Below are 17,664 nucleotides of genomic sequence, written 5' to 3'. Positions count from 1 at the left end.
GACAGGTCCGCCGCGCGGCGGAAAACGGGCGGCCTGCCCGTGGCGGGCCGCCCCGCGCCGTAAGCTCGGTTGCGTCATCGATCGCGCGAGGGGAGCGGCTGTTGAGCGCGAAAGTGATCGTGGTCACCGGGGCCGGCGGCCCGGCCGGGCAGGCCGTCGTCCGGCGGCTGACCGCCGAGGGGGACACGGTGCTGGCGGTGGACGCCCACCACCACCCCGACGTCGAGGGCGTGGAACGCCACACCGTCGATCTGCTCCAGCCGCACGCCGTGGGCGACCTGGCCCGCGACGTCGCCGCCCGGTACGGCAGGGCGGACGGCGTCGTCCACCTGGTGGGCGGGTGGCGGGGGGCCAAGTCCTTCGCCGAGACCTCGCTCGCCGACTGGGAGCTGCTGCACGGCCTGCTGATCCGCACGCTCCAGCACGTGTCCCTGGCCTTCGACCCTTTGCTGCGCAAGAGCGGCGACGGCAGGTTCGTGATCGTCTCGGCCGAGGTCGCCCGCTCACCCACCCAGGGCAGCGCCGCCTACGCGGCGGCCAAGGCCGCCGCCGAGGCATGGACCCTCGCGATGGCCGACGCCTACGCGGGCACCCGGGCCGCCGCCACGATCCTGGTGGTCAACGCCCTGGTCCACGACGCCATGCGGGCGGAGAACCCCGGCGCGACCTTCCCCGGCCACACCGACGTCAACGACCTGGCGGAGATCGTCGCCGGCCTGTGGGAGGCCCCCGCGGTGGAGATCAACGGCCGCCGGCTGGACCTTTCCAAATGACCGCCTCGTGACCGTCGTACGACGCAGGCACGATCCGCGGGCGCGCGGGTTCGCCAGCGACAACCAGGCGGGCGTCCACCCGGAGGTGCTGCGGGCCCTCGCGCTGGCCAACGAGGGCCACCAGAGCGCCTACGGCGACGACGTCTACACCGAGGCCATGGAGGAGGTCTTCCGGGCCGAGTTCGGGCCGCAGGCGCACGTCTGGCCGGTGTTCAACGGCACCGGCGCCAACGTGGTCGGGCTGCGCGCCATGTGCGCCCCCTGGGAGGCCGTCATCTGCGCGGAGAGCGCCCACGTCCACACCGACGAGGGCGGGGCCCCCGAGGTGACCGGCGGGCTCAAACTGCTCACCGTGGCGGCCCCGGACGGCAGGCTCACCCCGGAGCTCATCGACCGCCGCGCCCACGGGTTCGGCGACCCGCACCGCGCGCAGCCGAAGGTCGTCACCATCTCCAACGCCACCGAGCTGGGCACCGTCTACACCCCGCAGGAGACCGCGGCCATCTGCGCGCACGCGCACCGGCTCGGCCTCCGGGTCCACCTGGACGGCGCGCGGCTGGCCAACGCCGCCGCCGCGCTGGACGTTCCGCTGCGCGCGCTGACCACCGACGCGGGCGTCGACGTGCTGTCCTTCGGCGGCACCAAGTCCGGCCTGATGTACGGCGAGGCGGTCGTCGTGCTGAACCCCTCGGCCGCCGGCGGCCTTGAGTACGTCCGCAAGACCGCGATGCAACTCGGGTCCAAGATGCGCTTCGCGTCCGTCCAGTTCGAGGCGCTGCTCGGCGGCGACCTGTGGCTGCGCAACGCCCGGCGGGCCAACGCGATGGCGGCGCGGCTGGCGCGGGCCGTACGCGAGATCCCGGGGGTGGAGGTGCGCACGCCCGTGCAGGCCAACGCCGTGTTCGCGGTGCTGCCCGCCGCCGTCGCCGACCGGCTGCGCGAGCGCTTCGCCTTCTACACCTGGGACGAGTCCACCGGCGAGGTCCGCTGGATGTGCTCCTTCGACACCACCGAGGACGACGTGGACGCCTTCGCCGCGGCCATCGCCGAGGAGCTGGCGGCCGGACGGCGCTAGGACTCGCGCAGCGCCAGGCGGGCCGCCTCGCGACCGCCCATGCCGTGCGCCCCCGCGCCCGGCGGGGTGCTCGACGAGCACAGGTAGACGCCGGGCAGCGGGGTGCGCCACGGGCGCGGCGACAGCACCGGCCGCGCCGCGAACTGCCACAGGCTGGCCAGCCCGCCGCCGATGTCGCCGCCCACCAGGTTGGGGTTGTGCCGCTCCAGGTCGGCGGGCCCCCGCGCGCTGCGCGCGAGCACCAGGTCGCGAAAGCCCGGCGCGTACCGCTCGATCTGCGCCTCGACGGCCTCGGTCATGTCGACGCCGGAGCCGTTCGGCACATGGCAGTAGGCCCACAGGGTGTGCCCGCCGCGCGGGGCACGCGTGGGATCGGCCGCGCACGGCTGCACCACCAGCACGTACGGCCGGCGCGGGTGCCGCCCCGCGGTCACCTCCGCCTCGCTGTGCGCGATCTCCGCGAGCGTCCCCCCGAGGTGGACCGTGCCCGCCCCCGCCACCGCCGGGTCGCGCCAGGGCACCGGGCCGGACAACGCCCAGTCCAGCTTGAACACCCCCGGCCCGTAGCGGAACCTGCTGAGCCTTTCCCGGTAGCCCGCCGGCAGCCGCGGCCCGGCCATCCGCAGGAACTGGCGCGGGGTGACGTCCAGCAGGGTCGTCCGGGCGGGCGGCAGCTCGCCTAGGTCGCGGACCCACCGCCCGCTCACCGTCTCCCCGCCCAGCTCGCGCAGCCTGGCGACCATCGCGTCGGCGAAGGTCTGGGAGCCGCCGCGCGCCACCGGCCAGCCGGCCAGATGCGCCAGCGAGGCCAGCATCAGGCCGTACCCGGCGGAGATCGGCGCGCGCAGGTCGAGCATCGAGTGCGCGGCCATCCCGGCCAGCAAGGCCCGCGCCCGGGGCGTGCGGAACACCGTGCGGGCGAACACCGTGGCGGGCAGCAGGGCCGAGGCCCCGAACCGGGCCGCCGCGACCGGCGCCCGCGGCACGCCGAGCGGCGCCAGCAGCGTGTCCAGCAGCGGCAGCCCGGCCCGCGCCGCCGCGCCCACCGTCTCCAGCCAGGCGACGCCGTCGCGGCCCAGCCCGGCGGCGGTCCGCGCGGGGTCGCGATGGACCAGCACCGCGGGCCCGTCGTCGAGCGGATGCGCGGCCGGGATGGGCGGATGCGCGAACTCGACCTTGAGATCGAGGTCCCGGAACGCGGGGGAGGCCACCGCGATGGCCAGCACCGACGCGCACACGTCGTGCGCGTAGCCGGGCAGCGTCAGCTCCTCGGTACGCAGCCCGCCGCCGAACCGCCGGGCGCCCTCCACCAGCAGCACCCGCCTTCCGGCGGCGGCCAGCGTCAGCGCCCCGGACAGCCCGTTGGGGCCCGAACCCACCACGACCGCGTCGAAACCGTCGGCCGGCACGTATGCCTCCCCCGTAAGGCGGCCACCCGGTCTTTCAGACCTTGTGGCCGGTCTCCTTCTCGTAGGCGGTGAGCTGCTGCTCAAGCGCCTTCATCAGCTCGAAGACCTGGCTGGGAGGAAGACGGATACGGCTGACGATGCGGGTCGGGACGCTCAGGATGCGCTGCCCGGACTGCGGGTCGCCGGTGAGCTGCGGTGGCCTGGTGATCACCGCGAAGTCGAGGACGAACCCATCGCGGGTGTGCCAGACCGATGCGAAGTTCGCGTAGATTCCCGCTTCGACCTCGGCCGAGATGCTCACCTCAAGATGGCTCTCCGGCTCGTCGTTCACTGTCTCTCCGTCCTTCGCGGCAGTGGGGGTGGGAGGGGGAGGGTGGTTTCGGCGCCCCCGGCCTCAGGGCCGGACGCGTCAGTCGAGGATCGTCGGGTACGGCTTCGCGCCCCGGGCGCGGAGCAGGTCGGTCATCAGTTTGATCTCGCCGCTCTGGCCGGCGCTGATGTGCCTGGCCATGGTGGCGACCTCCTCACGGTCGGAAAGGCGCAGCAGGCCGTCGGCCATCTGCACGCCTCCCTCATGGTGACGGATCATGAGCTGCAGGAACAGGACCTCGGCCGCCTTGCCCTCGGCCTGTCTCAGCCGCTCCATTTCCGCGCGGGTCGCCATGCCGGGCATCGGCGCCCCGGCCGGCGCCGCCGGTTTCGCCCGGCCCGCGGAGTGTCCGTGACCGGACATCCAGGCCATCCTCGGCCGCTCGCCCGCCTGGTTCAGCCCCCACTGCTGAAGCCAGCCCATGAAGATCCCGCGCTGGGCGGTCTGGGTGAGAATGATGTCGCTGGTGAGCGCGCGCAGCGTCTCGTCCTCGGTGACATCGTGTGCGGCGAACGCCATCTCGACGGCCTGGGCGTGATGGAACGCCATGTCCCGCGCGAATCCCGCCTCCGGCGAGACGTCGGAGGGCGTGCCGTACCGGCCGGCGAAGAAGACGGCGGCGGCGACGGCGGCCAGCACGGTACAGACCGCCACGATGAGCAGCGGGCGGCGCCGCGGGCGTGCGGGAGTTTCAACGGGGACGTCCATCGTTTGCTCAGCGTACCCGTGATCTCCGGTAAGCGGCGTGAGGAGAACTTAAAGCCCTTATTCTCCACATACGTTGGTTCGGAATAAGGTGACCCCTGATTGGGCCCGCCGATGGAGGAATGATGTCCAAGGAGAAGGCGCAGGCGAGGCGTGAGCATCTGGCGCAGATGCGAGCCGCGCAGAAGCGCAAGGAGCGCCGTACCGCCATGCTCATGTGGGGCGCGGGCGGGCTCGTCATCATCCTGCTCGTCGGCGTGGTCGCGTTCTACCTGATCAGGGAACGGTCGACGACCTCGCTGGGCGAAGTGGTCACCGCGAAGTACCCGGCCAGCCAGCACAAGGAGACCAAGATCTCCTACAAGGAGAACCCGCCGCTCGGCGGGGAGCACAACAGCGTCTGGCAGCGCTGCGGCATCTACGACGAGCCGGTCAACAACGAGCACGCGGTCCACTCCCTGGAGCACGGGGCGATCTGGATCACCTACAACCCCTCCCTGCCCAAGGCCCAGGTGGAGACCCTCAAGAAGCTGGCAGGCGAGGAGTACATGCTGCTCAGCCCGTACCCCGGGCTGCCCTCGCCGATCGTCGCCAGCGCGTGGAACAACCAGCTCAAGCTGTCCAGCGCCGATGACCCCAAGCTCCCGCGGTTCATCAGCAAGTACCGCAACAACCCGACCAACACGCCGGAGTTCGGCGCCTCCTGTGAGGGGCCGTACAGCACCGACAAGACGGCGGCCCAGAAGGAGATCCCGGCCGTCGCGCCGAGCGGATCGCCGGACACCATGGGCACGCCGCCCGCCACGGCCGAGCCCAGCGCCCCCGCGACCGGCACCCCGGAGCCCAGCGCCTCCTGAGCCGCCGGAACGGCCCTAGGTCAAGATCTCTTCGACGCCCGCGAACTCCAGCCCGTGCGCCTCGGCCACGGGCTTGTTCGTCACGTGGCCCTCGTGCGTGTTGAGCCCCCGGGCGAGGGCCGGATCGGCCCGCAGCGCCGCCCGCCAGCCGAGGTCGGCGATGGTCAGCGCGTACGGGACGGTGACGTTCGTCAGCGCGTAGGTCGAGGTGTGCGGGACCGCGCCCGGCATGTTGGCGACGCAGTAGAACACCGAGTCGTGGACCCGGTACGTCGGGTCGGCGTGGGTCGTGGGACGGGAGTCCTCGAACGAGCCGCCCTGGTCGATGGAGATGTCCACGAGCACCGAACCCGGGCGCATCCGCGCCACCAGATCGTTGCTCACCAGCTTGGGGGCCCTGGCCCCCGGTACCAGGACCGCCCCGATCACCAGGTCCGCCTCACGGACGGCGCGCTCGATCTCGTAGGCGTTGGAGGCGATGGTCTGGCAGTGGCCCTGGTAGACGATGTCGGCCTGGCGCAGCCGGTCGATGTTCTTGTCCAGTAGCAGCACCTCCGACTGCATGCCCAGCGCGATCACCGCCGCGTTCATCCCGGCGACCCCCGCCCCGATCACCACCACGCGGGCCGCGTGCACCCCCGACACGCCGCCCATCAGCACCCCGCGGCCACCGCCCTGGCTCATCAGGTGATAGGCGCCCACCTGCGGGGCGAGCCGTCCGGCCACCTCCGACATGGGCGCGAGCAACGGCAGGAAGCCGCCCGCCGTCTGCACGGTCTCGTACGCGATGCCGGTGATCCCCGACTCCAGCATGGCCGTGGTGCAGGGCGCCGACGCGGCCAGGTGCAGGTAGGTGAACAGGACCTGGCCCTTGCGCATCCGGTGGTACTCCTCGGCGACCGGTTCCTTGACCTTCAGCACCAGGTCGGCCTGCCCCCACACCTCGTCGGCCGACGACACGATCACCGCCCCGGCGGCGGCGAAGTCGTCGTCGGGGATCGCCGACCCGGTCCCGGCCTCCCGTTCGATGAGGACCTGGTGCCCGTGCCTGACGAACTCGTGCGCTCCGGCCGGGGTTAGCGCGACGCGGTATTCGTTGTCCTTTACCTCGCGCGGAACTCCGATCTGCACGGCTCCTCCTCGCGTAGCCCCGTCTTTCACTGTGCGTTCCCCCGGGGCGGGCGACCACGCGCAGGGTGGAGGGAATCGGCCGGGCTTGATGACAATTTGTCGGGGAAGCAATGCCTTTACGCGAGGATTACGCGTCGTTGGCGACGATCGGTAGGCTCGTTCCCGCCAGCGAGCAACGTCATGAACATATGGGGTCCACACCGATGGAGAAGCAGCCGGTGGAGAAGCGGCCGGATTCCGGCGAGGAGCCGGCGGCGCCCTCGTCCGCATCGCCCGCCCCGGCCGATGACGAGCCGAAGGCCAGCCGGGCGACCACGGCGCTGCTCGCGGTCGCACTCGTCCTGGTCGTGGTCATCACCGGGGTGCTCGCCACCGTCGCGGTGCTGATGACGGTGAACCCCGACGCGCTGCCAGGGGGGACACGGCCGAGCAGGCTCGCCGAGCCGATCTTCTTCGCGCCGCTGACCGGCACCCAGCCCGCGCCCTGCCCCGGTCGCGAGGCGCTGCTCGACGAGGCGGGCACCACCTGCTACTTCATGGCCCACGGGGTGGCGGTCACGTCCGTGCGCACCATCGAGACCGTGCGCGAGCCCACCGGCACCTACGCGGTGCGCATCGCGCTGCCCGCGCCGTTCCGCGACCAGGTGGGCGCTTTGACGCAGGAGGCGGTGCGGGAGCGGATCGTGGTCGTCGCGGGCGATCGGGTGATCGCGGCCCCGCGCGTGGCGCAGGTCATCACCGAGGACACCCTCAGCATCTCCGGCTCCTTCAGCAAGGACGTCGCCGACGGCATCGCCGCCAAACTCCGCGGCCCGGCCGCCTGCCCCCCGGGCACCGTCCCGAGCCCCCTTCCCCAGAACGGCACCACCACAGGGGACACCGGCACCCCTCCCGGCACCAACGGCACCGGTGGCACTGGCGGTACCGGTGGGCCTGCGGGCACTGGCGGCACTGGCGGTACCGGTGGGCCTATGGGCACTGGAGGTACGGGTGGGCCTGCGGGCACCGGCGGTACCGGTGGGCCGGTCGGGCTCGGCGGGGCCGGCGGAACGGCGGCCGACGGGGTGATGGCGCCGGTCGGTGCGGCGGCGCCGACCGGAGGCACCGGTACGGACGGGTCGCCCCTGGGCGACGGCTCTACCGGAGGCGCTCCCACGGCGGGCACGGGCACCGGTACGGCCGGTGTCCCGTCGGCGGGGAGCGGGACCGGTACCGGAGGCGCGCCGACGGGCGGGACCGAGACCGGCGCGACGCCGCCGGGGGCCGGGAGCCCGACGCCGGAGGCCACGTGCGTGCCGGAGGCGCCCGCCGGTACGGGGACGGGCACCGGAACAGGCCCGGCGACCGGCACGGGCCCGGCGACCGGCACAGGGACGGGTACGGGCACCGGGACGGGGCCGGTGACCGGGCCGACCGGGGGAGCGACCGGACAGGGGACCGCCCCCATGCCCGGCAACGGGACGACGGCGGCCCCCGTCGGGATCGTGTCGCAGAGCACGCGGGGCCTGGACCACAACCTCGATCCGCGCTTCGGAAGCTGCCGCGAGGCCGACGAGGCGGGGTACGGTCCGTACTTCCGGGAGACTCACCCGGAGTATCACTATTACCCGGACAAGGACCACGACAACGTGGTGTGCGATCACGACGAGCTGGGCTGACCGGCGCTTGGCCCCGAGTTCGCCGTGAGCGGACATCGTTCACTCTGGGTAAAGACAAATTGACTGTGCGTTAGAGTGCGGTTAAGTTCACGCGTAGGCAAGTCCACGCAGCACACCTCAGCTCGGAGTCGATGATGGCTTTGAAGTTCCTCGGCAAGGACCCTGGAAGTGACGTTGACGACTGCCCGTCGGTCTGGGTCGATGAGACCGACGGCAGCATCGTGATCCAGGGCAGGGAAGTGCAAGACGCCGAGACACGGGTCCTGATGACATCGCTCAACCCCCTCGCGGAGGGCGAGCGGGTGGTCCGCATCCCCTTTCGCATGGCGCCGCTGCTCCTCGCGGCCTGCCGGGACGCCGACCTCGGGAGTTCGCATTCGTGACGCGGGCCGCCCGGCCCACGTCACCGTGGCCACGCCACACGTCCAGCACCGTCGGCGGCCGGCTCCCCGACGCGCCCGAGCAGGCCGGTACGCCATCTGACGCCTGTGAGACGGTATGGGATCCGGACAAGCAACATCGACGCGCGTGACGCCGGCGGACCGCCGGCCCAACGCGACGCAGTCATCGAGCAGCGTCCTCGCCGCCCGCCGGCTGATCGCGCAGCGGCTGCGCGAGCTGCGGCTGGACGCGGGGCTGAGCGCGCGGGCACTGGCCGCGGCGGCCGGCTGGCACGAGTCCAAGTCCAGCCGCATCGAGAACGCCAAGACCCCGCCCTCCGATGACGATCTACGCGCGTGGTGCGGGGCCTGCGGCGCGGACGGGGAGGTAGAGGAGTTGATCGCCGCCTCCCGGCAGGCCGACGAGATGTACGTCGAGTGGCGGCGGGTACACCGGGCCGGGCTGCGCCGCACCCAGGAGTCCGGCATCGCGCGCTACGAGGCCACCCGGCACTTCCGGGTCTACTGCTCGCACGTGGTGCCGGGGCTGCTGCAGACCGTCGCCTACGCCCGCGCGCTGCTGGCCTCGGTGGCGGCGTTCCGCGGGCTGCCCGACGACTCCGAGGCGGCGGCACAGGCGCGGCTGACCCGCTCCCGCGTGCTGCACGAGGGCGACCACCGCTTCGCCATCCTCATGGAGGAGTCGGTGCTGCGTTACCGCATCGGCGATGCCGACATCATGGCCGGCCAGCTCGACCACCTGCTGACCGTCATGGCGCTGCCGCGCGTCTCACTGGGGGTGATCCCACAGACCGAGTCGCGCCGGCTGTGGCCGGTCGAGGCCTTCCACATCTTCGACGACCGGACCGTGAAGGTCGAACTGCTCACCGCCTCGGTCAACGTCACCCAGCCCCGCGAGATCGCCCAGTACGCCAAGGGCTTCGACGAACTGGCGGCGATGGCCCGCTTCGGCAGGCACGCCCACGAGCTGATCACCCAGGCCCGCGGCGTGCTCGACTGATTCGTCCTCGTGAGGGCGTCGGCCAAAGTCGTGTGCAAGTTCGTGCAAGCCCGTTGAGGGCGGGAGAGCCTCGTTCCTATCGTCGGAGTCATGCCTCCCAGCGCATCGGGTCCCGCCGTGGCCCGCCGCGGCGAACTCGGCCGACAGCGTCGTCTGCTGATCGACGAGAGGCGAACGGTAGTGGTCGGCGGACGCGAGGGGCGTGCCATGGCTCGTGGCGACTGGACCATCGTCGGCAGGGTGGCGATCCGGTATGCGAACGGCCGGCAGGTCGTGGTCGCGGCCGGCGGCCGGTTCAAGTCCCTCGATGAGGCCATCGGCCACTGGGAGAGACAGGAGGCCGAGCGGCGCAACCGGGAGCTGGCCGAGCTCGGGCATGTCGTCAACACGGCGTTCAAGCGCATGGAGCGGGCCTGCCGGCGGCTGAACGAGATCAAGTTCGAGACGGGGGATCTGGTGTGATGAGCACTCTCGGAGGCCGGACGACCCCGTCACGCCGGCGCCCCTGACCATCGTGACCGTACCCGGAGCAACACCCGGCCTCCGAGAGACCAGTACGCAGGGCCGATGTCCCTCCGCACCGCCCCGCGGCGGTGCCCTCGGACGCCTGCCGCGGGAAGCCGGTCCCGCGGCAGGTCCCGCGGCCATATCGGCCACGGCGACCTGTCGTCAGCCGTCGAACAGGCCGACGCTGAAGAAGGCCACGAACATCGCGGCCACCACGTACAGCAGCGGGTGCGCCTCGCCCGGCCGCCCCCGCCCCAGCTTGATCGCGACGTAGGCGATGAGTCCCGCGCCCAGCCCCGTGGTGATGCTGTAGGTGAAGGGCATCAGGGCGATCGTCAGGAAGGCGGGGATCGCCAGGTCCAGGTCGGTCCAGGGCACGTTTCGCGCCTGCGTCATCATCAGCGCGCCCACCAGCACCAGGGCGGGGGCCGCCGCCGCGGCCGGCACGACCGTGGTGACGGGGGTGAACAGCAGCGTCAGCCCGAGCAGCGCCCCGGTGACCAGGCTGGCCAGGCCGGTACGCGCGCCCTCGCCGACCCCGGCCGCCGACTCGACGAAGACGGTGTTGGCCGAGGCGCTGGCCGTACCGCCGATCGCGGCGGACACGCCGTCCACGGTGAGGATCGCCCCGAGGCGCGGCACCTGGCCCTGTTCGTCCACCAGGCCCGCTTCGTCGCTGACGCCGATGATGGTGCCCATCGCGTCGAAGAAGCCGGACAGCACCAGCGTGAACAGCACGACGGTGGCGGTCAGCGCGCCCGCCGTACCGAAACCGCCGAACAGGTCGAACGCGCCGAGCAGCCCGAAGTCGGGCGCCGAGACGATCGAGGTGGGCACCCTGGGGGCGACCACCCCCCACTGCGCCGGATCGACGGCGAACGCGGTGCCGACCACGATGGCCAGCACCGTCGTGGCCACGATGCTGATCAGGATCGCCCCAGGGACGCGCCGGGCGTAGAGCACGATCATCAGCAGCAGCCCGAAGCAGAAGACCGTGACCGGCCAGCCGGAAAGGTGGCCGGTGGTGCCGAGCTGCACCGGCGTGCCGGTGCCCCTGGCCACGAAACCGGCGTCCACCAGGCCGATGAGCGCGATGAACAGGCCGATCCCGACGCTGATGGCGTGTTTGAGGGCGAGCGGGATGGCGTTCATGATCATCCGTCGTACGCCGGACACCGCCAGCACCACGATGGCCAGCCCTTCGAGCACCACCAGGCCCATCGCCTGCGGCCAGGTCATGTGCGGCGCGGCCTGGTAGGCCACCACGGCGTTCAGCCCGAGGCCCGCGGCCACCCCGAAGGGGGCGTTGCCGACCACCGCCATCAGCAGCGTGCTGACCGCCGCCGCCAGCGCCGTGGCGGTGGTGAGCTGCGGGATCGACAGCCTGGCGCCGGTGACGTCCACGGCCCCGGCCAGGATGATCGGGTTGAGCAGGACGATGTAGGCCATGGCCACGAACGTGGTCACCCCGCCGCGTACCTCGGCGGCGACCGTGCTCCCGCGGGCCCGCAGGCCGAAGAAGCGGTCGAGTCGGTCCACGATCCTCCCTTGCCCCGGCGGGGGGACGAGACCGGTCCTACCCAGCTCCGGGCGGCACGATGTCGCCCACCCGCCAGAGCGCCCGCCGAACGTCCCGTACGGCGCGGCGGCGACGATTCACGTAACGGCGGCGTCGTGACCGGCGATGAGTTTTACACACAGGGCTTCTAACCGGTCACGGTTCCCGGCGAGGCGCGGCGGTCGTTCGCCGCGCGGCTGCCGGACCCGCTTTTCGACTTCGCCGAAAAGCGCCTGTCAGAGCCCGTGCGGACGCTCGGCGTGTTCCTGGAGTACTCGGGGTCGTGGAACACCTGCGCCGAGCGCCTGCATGTACGTGCCAACACGGTGAGGTATCGGATGCGGAGGGCGGAGGAACCGACCGGGGGTCATGCCCCACCGGCCGGGCCGATCTCTTCCTTGCTTTACCGCTGAGTCAGCAGCACATCGGCTCACCCACGTCCGAGAGTGGCGACATGGAGGTTTGCGCGGCCGTAGCATTGGCCGCGACGGTGGCCATGACTGTGCACAGGACAGCCATGGCGAAAAGCAAGAGACGTCGACGCATGGTGGTGCTCCCGTCACTGTTTTCGTTCGACGACATTGTTCCAAGGGGTGCCGGTGAGTCAAGATCTGGTGGGGCAGCGCATTAAGACAATTCGTCGGCAGAGGGGTATGTCGCAAGCCCAGCTCGCGCATCCGGAGTTGTCCGACAGCTATGTTTCTCTTATCGAAAGCGGTAAGCGGACGCCGACCACGGCGGTACTGGAGTTGCTCGCCGGCAAGCTCGACTGCTCACTCAGTTACCTGGTCAACGGAGTAACCACCGAGCAGTTACACGAATTCGAGCTCGAACTCGGCTACGCGCGCATCGCCCTGGAGAACGGCGCGGTCACCGAGGCCCGCATGCGGTACACGAACCTGGTCGCGGACAAGAACCTCACCGGACTGACCCGGCTCAGGTTCGAGGCGGAGTTCGGCCTGGCCCGGGCGATGGAGGCGGGCGGCGACCTCGACGCGGCCATCGCCACCCTCAACGGCCTGCGGGCCGCGGCGGGCGACGCCATGACCCCGGAACAGCACATCACCGTCACCATCGCGCTGTCCCGCTGCTACCGGGAGCGGGGGGACCTGTCGGCGGCCGTACAGGTCTGCGAGCAGATCCTGCTGGGCCCGGTGCGTCCGGCCTGGTCCGATGAGCTGGTCGAACTCGGTTCGACGTTGCTCGGCGCGTACATGCTGCGCGGGGACCTCCTGCGCGCGCAGCACTGGTCGGCCGAACTGCTCGCCGCCGCCGACCTGCTGGGCACCCCCAGGGCCACGGTCGCCGCCTGCTGGAACGGATCGGCCCTGGCCGAGGCGATCGGCCGGACGAAGGACGCCCTGGCCCTGGCCCAGCGGGCCCTCGCCGTCCACTCCGAGAACGGCGATCCCCGGAACCTGGCTCGCGTCCGGCTGAGCTGCACCTACCAGCGGTTCCTGCTCCTCCCGCACGAGGCCCGAAGCTGCCGGGAGGCCCTGCACCGCTCCCGGCGCGAACTGGCCGAGTCGTCCGCGGGCGTGGCGGACCGGGCCAGGTGCGAACTGGACCTGGCGCACGTCGAACTCGCCCTCGGCGACTTCGGGCAGGCCATCGCCCATGCCAGAAAAGCCCATGACCTGGTCTCCAGTACGACCAACGGGCTCGGCGCCGACGCCCAGTTGCTGCTGGCCGGCGCCTACGCCATGGCCGACGAGCCGGTGGAGGCGCGTACGGCGCTGGACGCGGCCAGGCGATGGCTGGAGCAGGTGACCCCCGCGCGGCGCGCGGCGCAGGGCTGGCGGACCGTCGCCGAGGTGCTGCGCAAGCTCCAGGACGGCCCCGGCAGCGTCGCCGCCTACCAGCGGGCTCTGGTCAGCGTGGGCCTGTAGGGGGGTGACGAGCCATCCGAATTAGGGATAACAGTCGTGCGCTACCGGACGATGTGATATAAGCACGATATGCTCGTAATTCACGAGCTGGTGAGGTGCGCCGATCCGCGCAGTGGGGGGCCATGAAAACGGAACGCGTGCGAGCGCTCGGTGTGCTCACCGGCCGTGCGGGGCCGGAGAGCGGTCTGCCGAGCGCTCACACGCGCCTGGTCTGGGCGGGAGGTCCCGCGCGGGAAGGACGGAACCCGATCGGGTCCTGTCCGCCCGCGAGGGTCGTTCCCGCCGGTCTCGGCTCTGCCGGGAGTCGGCTAGCAGCAGGCTATGTCCTTCCCTTCCGTGACCACCTGGGTCCCGGACGGATAGGCCTCCGCGGCGGTAGCATTGGCCGCGACGGCGATAAGGGCTGTGCATAGCACCGTCAGGGCGGAGACAGTGAGGCGTCGACGCATGGTGGTGCTCCCGTCACTGGTTTTCGTTCGACGACATTGTTCCAAGGGGTGCCGGTGAGTCAAGATCTGGCGGGCCAGCGCATTAAGACAATCCGCCGCCAGCGCGGTATGTCTCAAGCCCAGCTCGCGCATCCGGAGTTGTCCGACAGCTACGTATCTCTTATCGAAAGCGGGAAGCGAACGCCAACTCCAGCGGTGCTCGAACTGCTCGCCGGCAAGCTCGATTGTTCGCTGAGTTACCTGGTCAACGGCGTCACCGCCGAGCAGATGGAAGAGCTGGAGCTGGAACTCGGCTATGCCCGCATGGCGCTGGAGAACGGCGAGGTCGCCGAGGCGCGCAGGCGGTATGCCGCTCTGGTGGCCGACAACGACCTGGCTGGTTTGGCGCAGCTCCGGCTCGACGCCGAATTCGGGCTGGCGCGGGCGATGGAGGCGGGCGGCGACCTCGACGCGGCGATCGCGACCCTCAACGGGCTGCGGGCGTCGGCCGGCGAGGCCATGACGCCCGAGCGGCACGTCGAGGTGGCCATCGCGCTGTCGCGCTGCTACCGCGAGCGGGGCGACCTGTCGGCCGCCGTACAGGTCTGCGAGCAGATCCTGATGGGCAGCGCCCGCCCGGCCTGGACCGACGAGCTGATCGAGCTCGGCGCCACGCTCCTGTACGCCTACCACTTCCGCGGCGACCTGCTGCGGGCCACGCAGTTCTGCGCCGAGCTGTTCGCCGCCGCGGAGCTGCTGGGCACGCCCCGGGCGATCGTCGCCACCTGCTGGAACGGGGCGCTGCTCGCCGAGGCCACCAACCAGAAGGAGGAGGCGCTGGCGCTGGCCGAGCGGGCGCTTGCCATCCACTCCGAAAACGGCGATCCGCGCAACCTCGCGAGGGTCCGGCTGGCCTACACCTACCTGCGGTTCCGTATCCGGCCCGAGGAGGCGGAAAGCTGCCGCGAGGCTCTGCTGCGCTCCCAGCAGGAGCTGGCCGGGACCTCGGCCGGCAGCGCCGACCAGGCCAGGTGCGAGCGCGAGCTGGGGCGGGTGGAGTTCGCCCTGGGCAACTACGACCAGGCCGTCGTGCACGCCCAGAAGGCGCACGACCTGGTCTCCGAAACCATCAACGGGCTCGGCGTGGAGCCGCAACTGCTGCTGTCCGGCGCGTACGCGGTGCTCGGCAAGCGGGCCGAGGCGCACGAGGCGATCGACTCGGCCAAGCGCTGGCTGGACAACGTGACGCCCGCCCGCCGGGCCGCCCAGGGCTGGCGCACGGTGGCCGAGGTGCTCGGCAAGCTCGACGACCGCCCCGGCAGCGTCGCCGCCTACCAGCGCGCCCTCACCAGCGTCGGGCTGTGATCAACGCTGTGATCAACGGCTGATCGCGGCCCGCCGCCGACCGCCCCGGGCGACCGGGGCGACCGGGGCGGTCAGGGACCGTTCCAGCGCGGTCAGGAGGTGGCAAGGGGGGCCCAAGGTTGCGATCCACGGTTCGGGGCGGCGCTTCCCGTCGGTAGCCTGGGATCGCCATGAAGACTTTCCCGTCGCGCGCCGCGCTGGCCGTACCGCTCGGCGCGCTGCTGCCCGCGCTCCTCGCCTCTCCCGCGTCGGCCCACGGTGTGCTCGCCGCCCCCGAGGGCGGGGGCGGGCTCCCGGTGTGGCTGTGGATCCTGGCCGGCGGCCTCGCCGGCGTCGGCATCGGGCTCTTTCTCAGCCTGCGCCGCAAGAGCGGCAAGAAGCGGTGACCCGATGAGCAGGAGTGTACGCCTGGCGCTCGTCGCGACGGCGGCTGCGGTGGTCGCCCTGATCGCGGCCATGTTCGTGGGCGGCGCGGCGACGCCGCGCATCATCCCCGGCCTGCCCGACGAGGGCACCTTGACCCGGTGGGCGCTGCCGCTGTCCAAGCTGCTGATGAACGCCTCGGGCGTGCTCACCGTCGGCACCCTGCTGGCCGCCACCGCGTTGCTGCCCAGCGACAAGGGCCTGCTGGGCAAGTCCGCCCTGGAGTACGTCAAGGCCGCCTCCTGGCTGGCGCTGGGCTGGGCGGGCGCGACGGCGGCGACGATGCTGTTCACCGTGTCGGAGACCTGGGGCGCTCCGGTCTCGCAGATCCTCAACGGCAACGAGCTGCTCAGCTTCGCCAGCCAGAGTTCCCAAGGCGTGGCGCTCACCCTGGTGATCCTCTTCGCGGTGGCGATCGCGCTGTTCTCCCGGGGCGCGATCACCGTCGGCGCCTCGGGCGGCCTGCTGGTGCTGGCCATCGCCACCCTGCTGCCCCCCGCGTTGACCGGTCACTCCTCCTCCTCGCCCAACCACTCGCTGGCCACCACGTCGATCGCCTTCCACCTGGTCGGCCTCTCGCTGTGGGTGGGCGGCCTGGTCGTGGTGTCGGCCCACGCGCTGCGCGGCCACCAGCACCTTGCCGTCGCGAGCGACCGGTTCTCGCGGATGGCGCTGTGGTGCTTCGTCATGGTCGGCCTGTCCGGAGTGTTCATCACCCTGGCCCAGCTCACCGCCGTCACGGACCTGGTGACCTCCCCCTACGGCCGGCTCATCGTGATCAAGGCGCTCGCCTTCGGGCTGCTCGGCCTCTTCGGCTACCTGCACCGCAGGCGCACCCTGCCGCTGGTGTCCCAGAGCAAGCCGGGCGCGTTCACCCGCCTGGCCGGGGGCGAGACGGTGCTCATGCTCGCCACCGTCGGCCTGGCCGTCGGGCTCGGCCGTACCGAGCCCCCGCCCGCCCCGATCGCCCTGGACCGGGCGTTCGAGCTGCTGGGCTTCCCGCTGCCGCCGGAGATCTCGCTCGCCAACGTGGTGACGATGTGGTGGTTCGACGTGTTCTTCGCCACGCTGGCCGCCGTGCTCGCCGGGCTCTACGGGGCCGGTGTGCTGCGGCTGCGCCGCCGCGGTGACGGCTGGCCGTGGGGGCGTACCATCTCGTGGTTCGCCGGTGTGCTGATCCTCGTCCTGGCCACCCAGAGCGGCGCGGGCCGCTACGCCAAGGTGCTGTTCAGCGCGCACATGACCGAGCACATGGTGATCTCCATGCTGGCGCCGATCTTCCTGGTGCTCGGCGCGCCGGTCACGCTGGCGCTGCGCGCGCTCAGGCCCGCGCCGCGCAGGGGCGATCGGGGTCCGCGCGAGTGGCTGACGGTGATCCTGCACAGCCGGGTCATGCGCTTCCTGGCCCACCCCGCCATCGCCACGACGCTGTTCATCGTCTCCACCTACGCGCTGTACTTCACGCCGCTGTTCGCCTCGGCGATGGACAGCCATCTTGGCCACATCGCGATGTCGGTGCACTTCCTGGCCAGCGGCTCGCTGTTCTTCTGGGTGATCATCGGCATCGACCCGGCCCCGCACCGGCTGCCGCACGTGGCCAAGCTGGTGACGCTGTTCGTGACGATGCCCTTCCACGCCTTCTTCGGCATCGCGCTGATGATGATGACCAGCCAGATCGCCGCGACCTACTACGACCAGCTCGGCCGTACGTGGGGCGCATCCGCGGTGGCCGACCAGCAGACCGGCGGCGCGATCGCCTGGGGGTTCGGCGAGATCCCGACCCTGATCGTGCTCCTCGCGCTGGCCGCGCAGTGGTGGCGGGACGACGACCGCAAGGCCCGCCAGGCCGACCGCCGGGCCGACGCCATCGCCGCGCGCACCGGCGGCAGCGGCGACGCGGAACTGGACGCCTACAACGACTACCTCGCCGAGCTGGACAAGAAGGGCCGCGCCGACTGACCCGCGGGTCGGAGGGAACATCCCTGGTCAGGGCTCTCCGGTAGCCTGTGGCTGGGGAGTGGGACATCGTCGTCGCGGCGTCGGCCGGGCGTCGCCCGGCACTTTCCGGCGGGGCCGCCGTGCGGGCGCGGCAGGCGTGCCGGGAGCCGGATGTCC

The 17,664-nt window shown here is 71.7% G+C and carries 17 protein-coding genes; 12 read left to right on the top strand and 5 right to left on the bottom strand.

All coding sequences use genetic code 11. The features are described from left to right. Positions 1 to 101 precede the first annotated feature (101 nt). Complete coding sequence (locus ACH34R_RS02280; protein WP_397559596.1) at positions 102 to 773, top strand: SDR family NAD(P)-dependent oxidoreductase; 672 nt, start codon at positions 102 to 104, stop codon at positions 771 to 773. A gap of 7 nt (positions 774 to 780) precedes the next feature. After that, entirely contained in the window at positions 781 to 1,848 is a 1,068-nt protein-coding gene (locus ACH34R_RS02275) for a threonine aldolase family protein (protein WP_397559595.1), read from the top strand. On the opposite strand, the gene ACH34R_RS02270 is transcribed toward ACH34R_RS02275, so the two are convergent. The 3 genes from ACH34R_RS02270 to ACH34R_RS02260 form a co-directional block, all read right to left on the bottom strand. Next, positions 1,845 to 3,257: a phytoene desaturase family protein gene (locus ACH34R_RS02270; protein ID WP_397559594.1), complete on the bottom strand. Its 1,413-nt coding sequence runs from the start codon at positions 3,255 to 3,257 to the stop codon at positions 1,845 to 1,847. The genes ACH34R_RS02275 and ACH34R_RS02270 overlap by 4 nt on opposite strands. Before the next feature lie 34 nt (positions 3,258 to 3,291). Beyond that, positions 3,292 to 3,588 carry a DUF3467 domain-containing protein gene (locus ACH34R_RS02265; protein ID WP_111169603.1) on the bottom strand — a complete coding sequence of 99 codons (297 nt, stop codon included), beginning with the start codon at positions 3,586 to 3,588 and terminating at the stop codon, positions 3,292 to 3,294. Positions 3,589 to 3,666: 78 nt separating this feature from the next. Next, positions 3,667 to 4,335 (bottom strand): DUF305 domain-containing protein, encoded by a 669-nt coding sequence (locus ACH34R_RS02260; protein ID WP_397559593.1) that lies wholly within the window; start codon positions 4,333 to 4,335, stop codon positions 3,667 to 3,669. Positions 4,336 to 4,457: 122 nt separating this feature from the next. Here ACH34R_RS02260 and ACH34R_RS02255 point away from each other — a divergent pair, with 122 nt between their 5' ends. Beyond that, positions 4,458 to 5,189 (top strand): DUF3105 domain-containing protein, encoded by a 732-nt coding sequence (locus ACH34R_RS02255; protein WP_397559592.1) that lies wholly within the window; start codon positions 4,458 to 4,460, stop codon positions 5,187 to 5,189. A 15-nt stretch (positions 5,190 to 5,204) separates the two neighbouring features. Here the strand turns inward: ACH34R_RS02255 and ald are convergent, their stop codons facing one another. Further along, on the bottom strand, positions 5,205 to 6,320 hold the full coding sequence (gene ald, locus ACH34R_RS02250; RefSeq protein WP_397559591.1) for an alanine dehydrogenase: 1,116 nt from the start codon (positions 6,318 to 6,320) through the stop codon (positions 5,205 to 5,207). Between the two features lie 188 nt (positions 6,321 to 6,508). On the opposite strand from ald, the gene ACH34R_RS02245 reads away from it, so the two are divergent. The 4 genes from ACH34R_RS02245 (at position 6,509) to ACH34R_RS02230 (ending at position 9,841) form a co-directional block, all read left to right on the top strand. Beyond that, the gene (locus tag ACH34R_RS02245) at positions 6,509 to 7,978 is read left to right on the top strand and encodes a SecDF P1 head subdomain-containing protein (protein ID WP_397559590.1); all 1,470 of its coding nucleotides are present in this window, start codon (positions 6,509 to 6,511) and stop codon (positions 7,976 to 7,978) included. A gap of 134 nt (positions 7,979 to 8,112) precedes the next feature. Continuing rightward, positions 8,113 to 8,361 carry a hypothetical protein gene (locus ACH34R_RS02240; RefSeq protein WP_111167381.1) on the top strand — a complete coding sequence of 83 codons (249 nt, stop codon included), beginning with the start codon at positions 8,113 to 8,115 and terminating at the stop codon, positions 8,359 to 8,361. 145 nt (positions 8,362 to 8,506) lie between these two features. Further along, positions 8,507 to 9,379, top strand: a complete 873-nt coding sequence (locus ACH34R_RS02235; RefSeq protein WP_397559589.1) for a DUF5753 domain-containing protein — start codon at positions 8,507 to 8,509, stop codon at positions 9,377 to 9,379. A 90-nt stretch (positions 9,380 to 9,469) separates the two neighbouring features. Continuing rightward, on the top strand, positions 9,470 to 9,841 hold the full coding sequence (locus ACH34R_RS02230) for a hypothetical protein (RefSeq protein ID WP_397559588.1): 372 nt from the start codon (positions 9,470 to 9,472) through the stop codon (positions 9,839 to 9,841). 207 nt (positions 9,842 to 10,048) lie between these two features. Here the strand turns inward: ACH34R_RS02230 and ACH34R_RS02225 are convergent, their stop codons facing one another. After that, a complete protein-coding gene (locus ACH34R_RS02225; RefSeq protein WP_397559587.1) occupies positions 10,049 to 11,425 on the bottom strand; it encodes an NCS2 family permease in 1,377 nt (458 codons plus the stop codon). 264 nt (positions 11,426 to 11,689) lie between these two features. Between ACH34R_RS02225 and ACH34R_RS02220 the strand changes: the two genes are divergently transcribed. The 5 genes from ACH34R_RS02220 to ACH34R_RS02200 all read left to right on the top strand — a co-directional run bounded on the left by ACH34R_RS02220 (position 11,690) and on the right by ACH34R_RS02200 (position 17,508). Next, on the top strand, positions 11,690 to 11,857 hold the full coding sequence (locus tag ACH34R_RS02220) for a helix-turn-helix domain-containing protein (RefSeq protein ID WP_397559586.1): 168 nt from the start codon (positions 11,690 to 11,692) through the stop codon (positions 11,855 to 11,857). Positions 11,858 to 12,037: 180 nt separating this feature from the next. Next, complete coding sequence (locus tag ACH34R_RS02215) at positions 12,038 to 13,333, top strand: helix-turn-helix domain-containing protein (protein ID WP_397559585.1); 1,296 nt, start codon at positions 12,038 to 12,040, stop codon at positions 13,331 to 13,333. A 497-nt stretch (positions 13,334 to 13,830) separates the two neighbouring features. Beyond that, entirely contained in the window at positions 13,831 to 15,126 is a 1,296-nt protein-coding gene (locus tag ACH34R_RS02210; RefSeq protein ID WP_397559584.1) for a helix-turn-helix domain-containing protein, read from the top strand. Between the two features lie 170 nt (positions 15,127 to 15,296). Next, entirely contained in the window at positions 15,297 to 15,512 is a 216-nt protein-coding gene (locus ACH34R_RS02205; RefSeq protein WP_397559583.1) for a hypothetical protein, read from the top strand. A gap of 4 nt (positions 15,513 to 15,516) precedes the next feature. After that, positions 15,517 to 17,508 (top strand): cytochrome c oxidase assembly protein, encoded by a 1,992-nt coding sequence (locus tag ACH34R_RS02200; protein ID WP_397559582.1) that lies wholly within the window; start codon positions 15,517 to 15,519, stop codon positions 17,506 to 17,508. The last annotated feature ends 156 nt before the right edge of the window (positions 17,509 to 17,664 follow it).

It is taken from the genome of Spongiactinospora sp. 9N601, from assembly GCF_044326295.1.
In the GTDB taxonomy this organism is placed as follows: domain Bacteria; phylum Actinomycetota; class Actinomycetes; order Streptosporangiales; family Streptosporangiaceae; genus Spongiactinospora; species Spongiactinospora gelatinilytica.
This window is presented reverse-complemented; position numbering and strand designations above follow the sequence as displayed.

Bases quoted from the DNA above. Each gene is read 5' to 3' on its own strand.
- ACH34R_RS02260 (WP_397559593.1), bottom strand. From the start codon at position 4,335: ATGGACGTCCCCGTTGAAACTCCCGCACGCCCGCGGCGCCGCCCGCTG.
- ACH34R_RS02255 (WP_397559592.1), top strand. From the start codon at position 4,458: ATGTCCAAGGAGAAGGCGCAGGCGAGGCGTGAGCATCTGGCGCAGATG.
- ACH34R_RS02245 (WP_397559590.1), top strand. From the start codon at position 6,509: ATGGGGTCCACACCGATGGAGAAGCAGCCGGTGGAGAAGCGGCCGGAT.
- ACH34R_RS02240 (WP_111167381.1), top strand. From the start codon at position 8,113: ATGGCTTTGAAGTTCCTCGGCAAGGACCCTGGAAGTGACGTTGACGAC.
- ACH34R_RS02230 (WP_397559588.1), top strand. From the start codon at position 9,470: ATGCCTCCCAGCGCATCGGGTCCCGCCGTGGCCCGCCGCGGCGAACTC.
- ACH34R_RS02205 (WP_397559583.1), top strand. From the start codon at position 15,297: ATGAAGACTTTCCCGTCGCGCGCCGCGCTGGCCGTACCGCTCGGCGCG.
- ACH34R_RS02200 (WP_397559582.1), top strand. From the start codon at position 15,517: ATGAGCAGGAGTGTACGCCTGGCGCTCGTCGCGACGGCGGCTGCGGTG.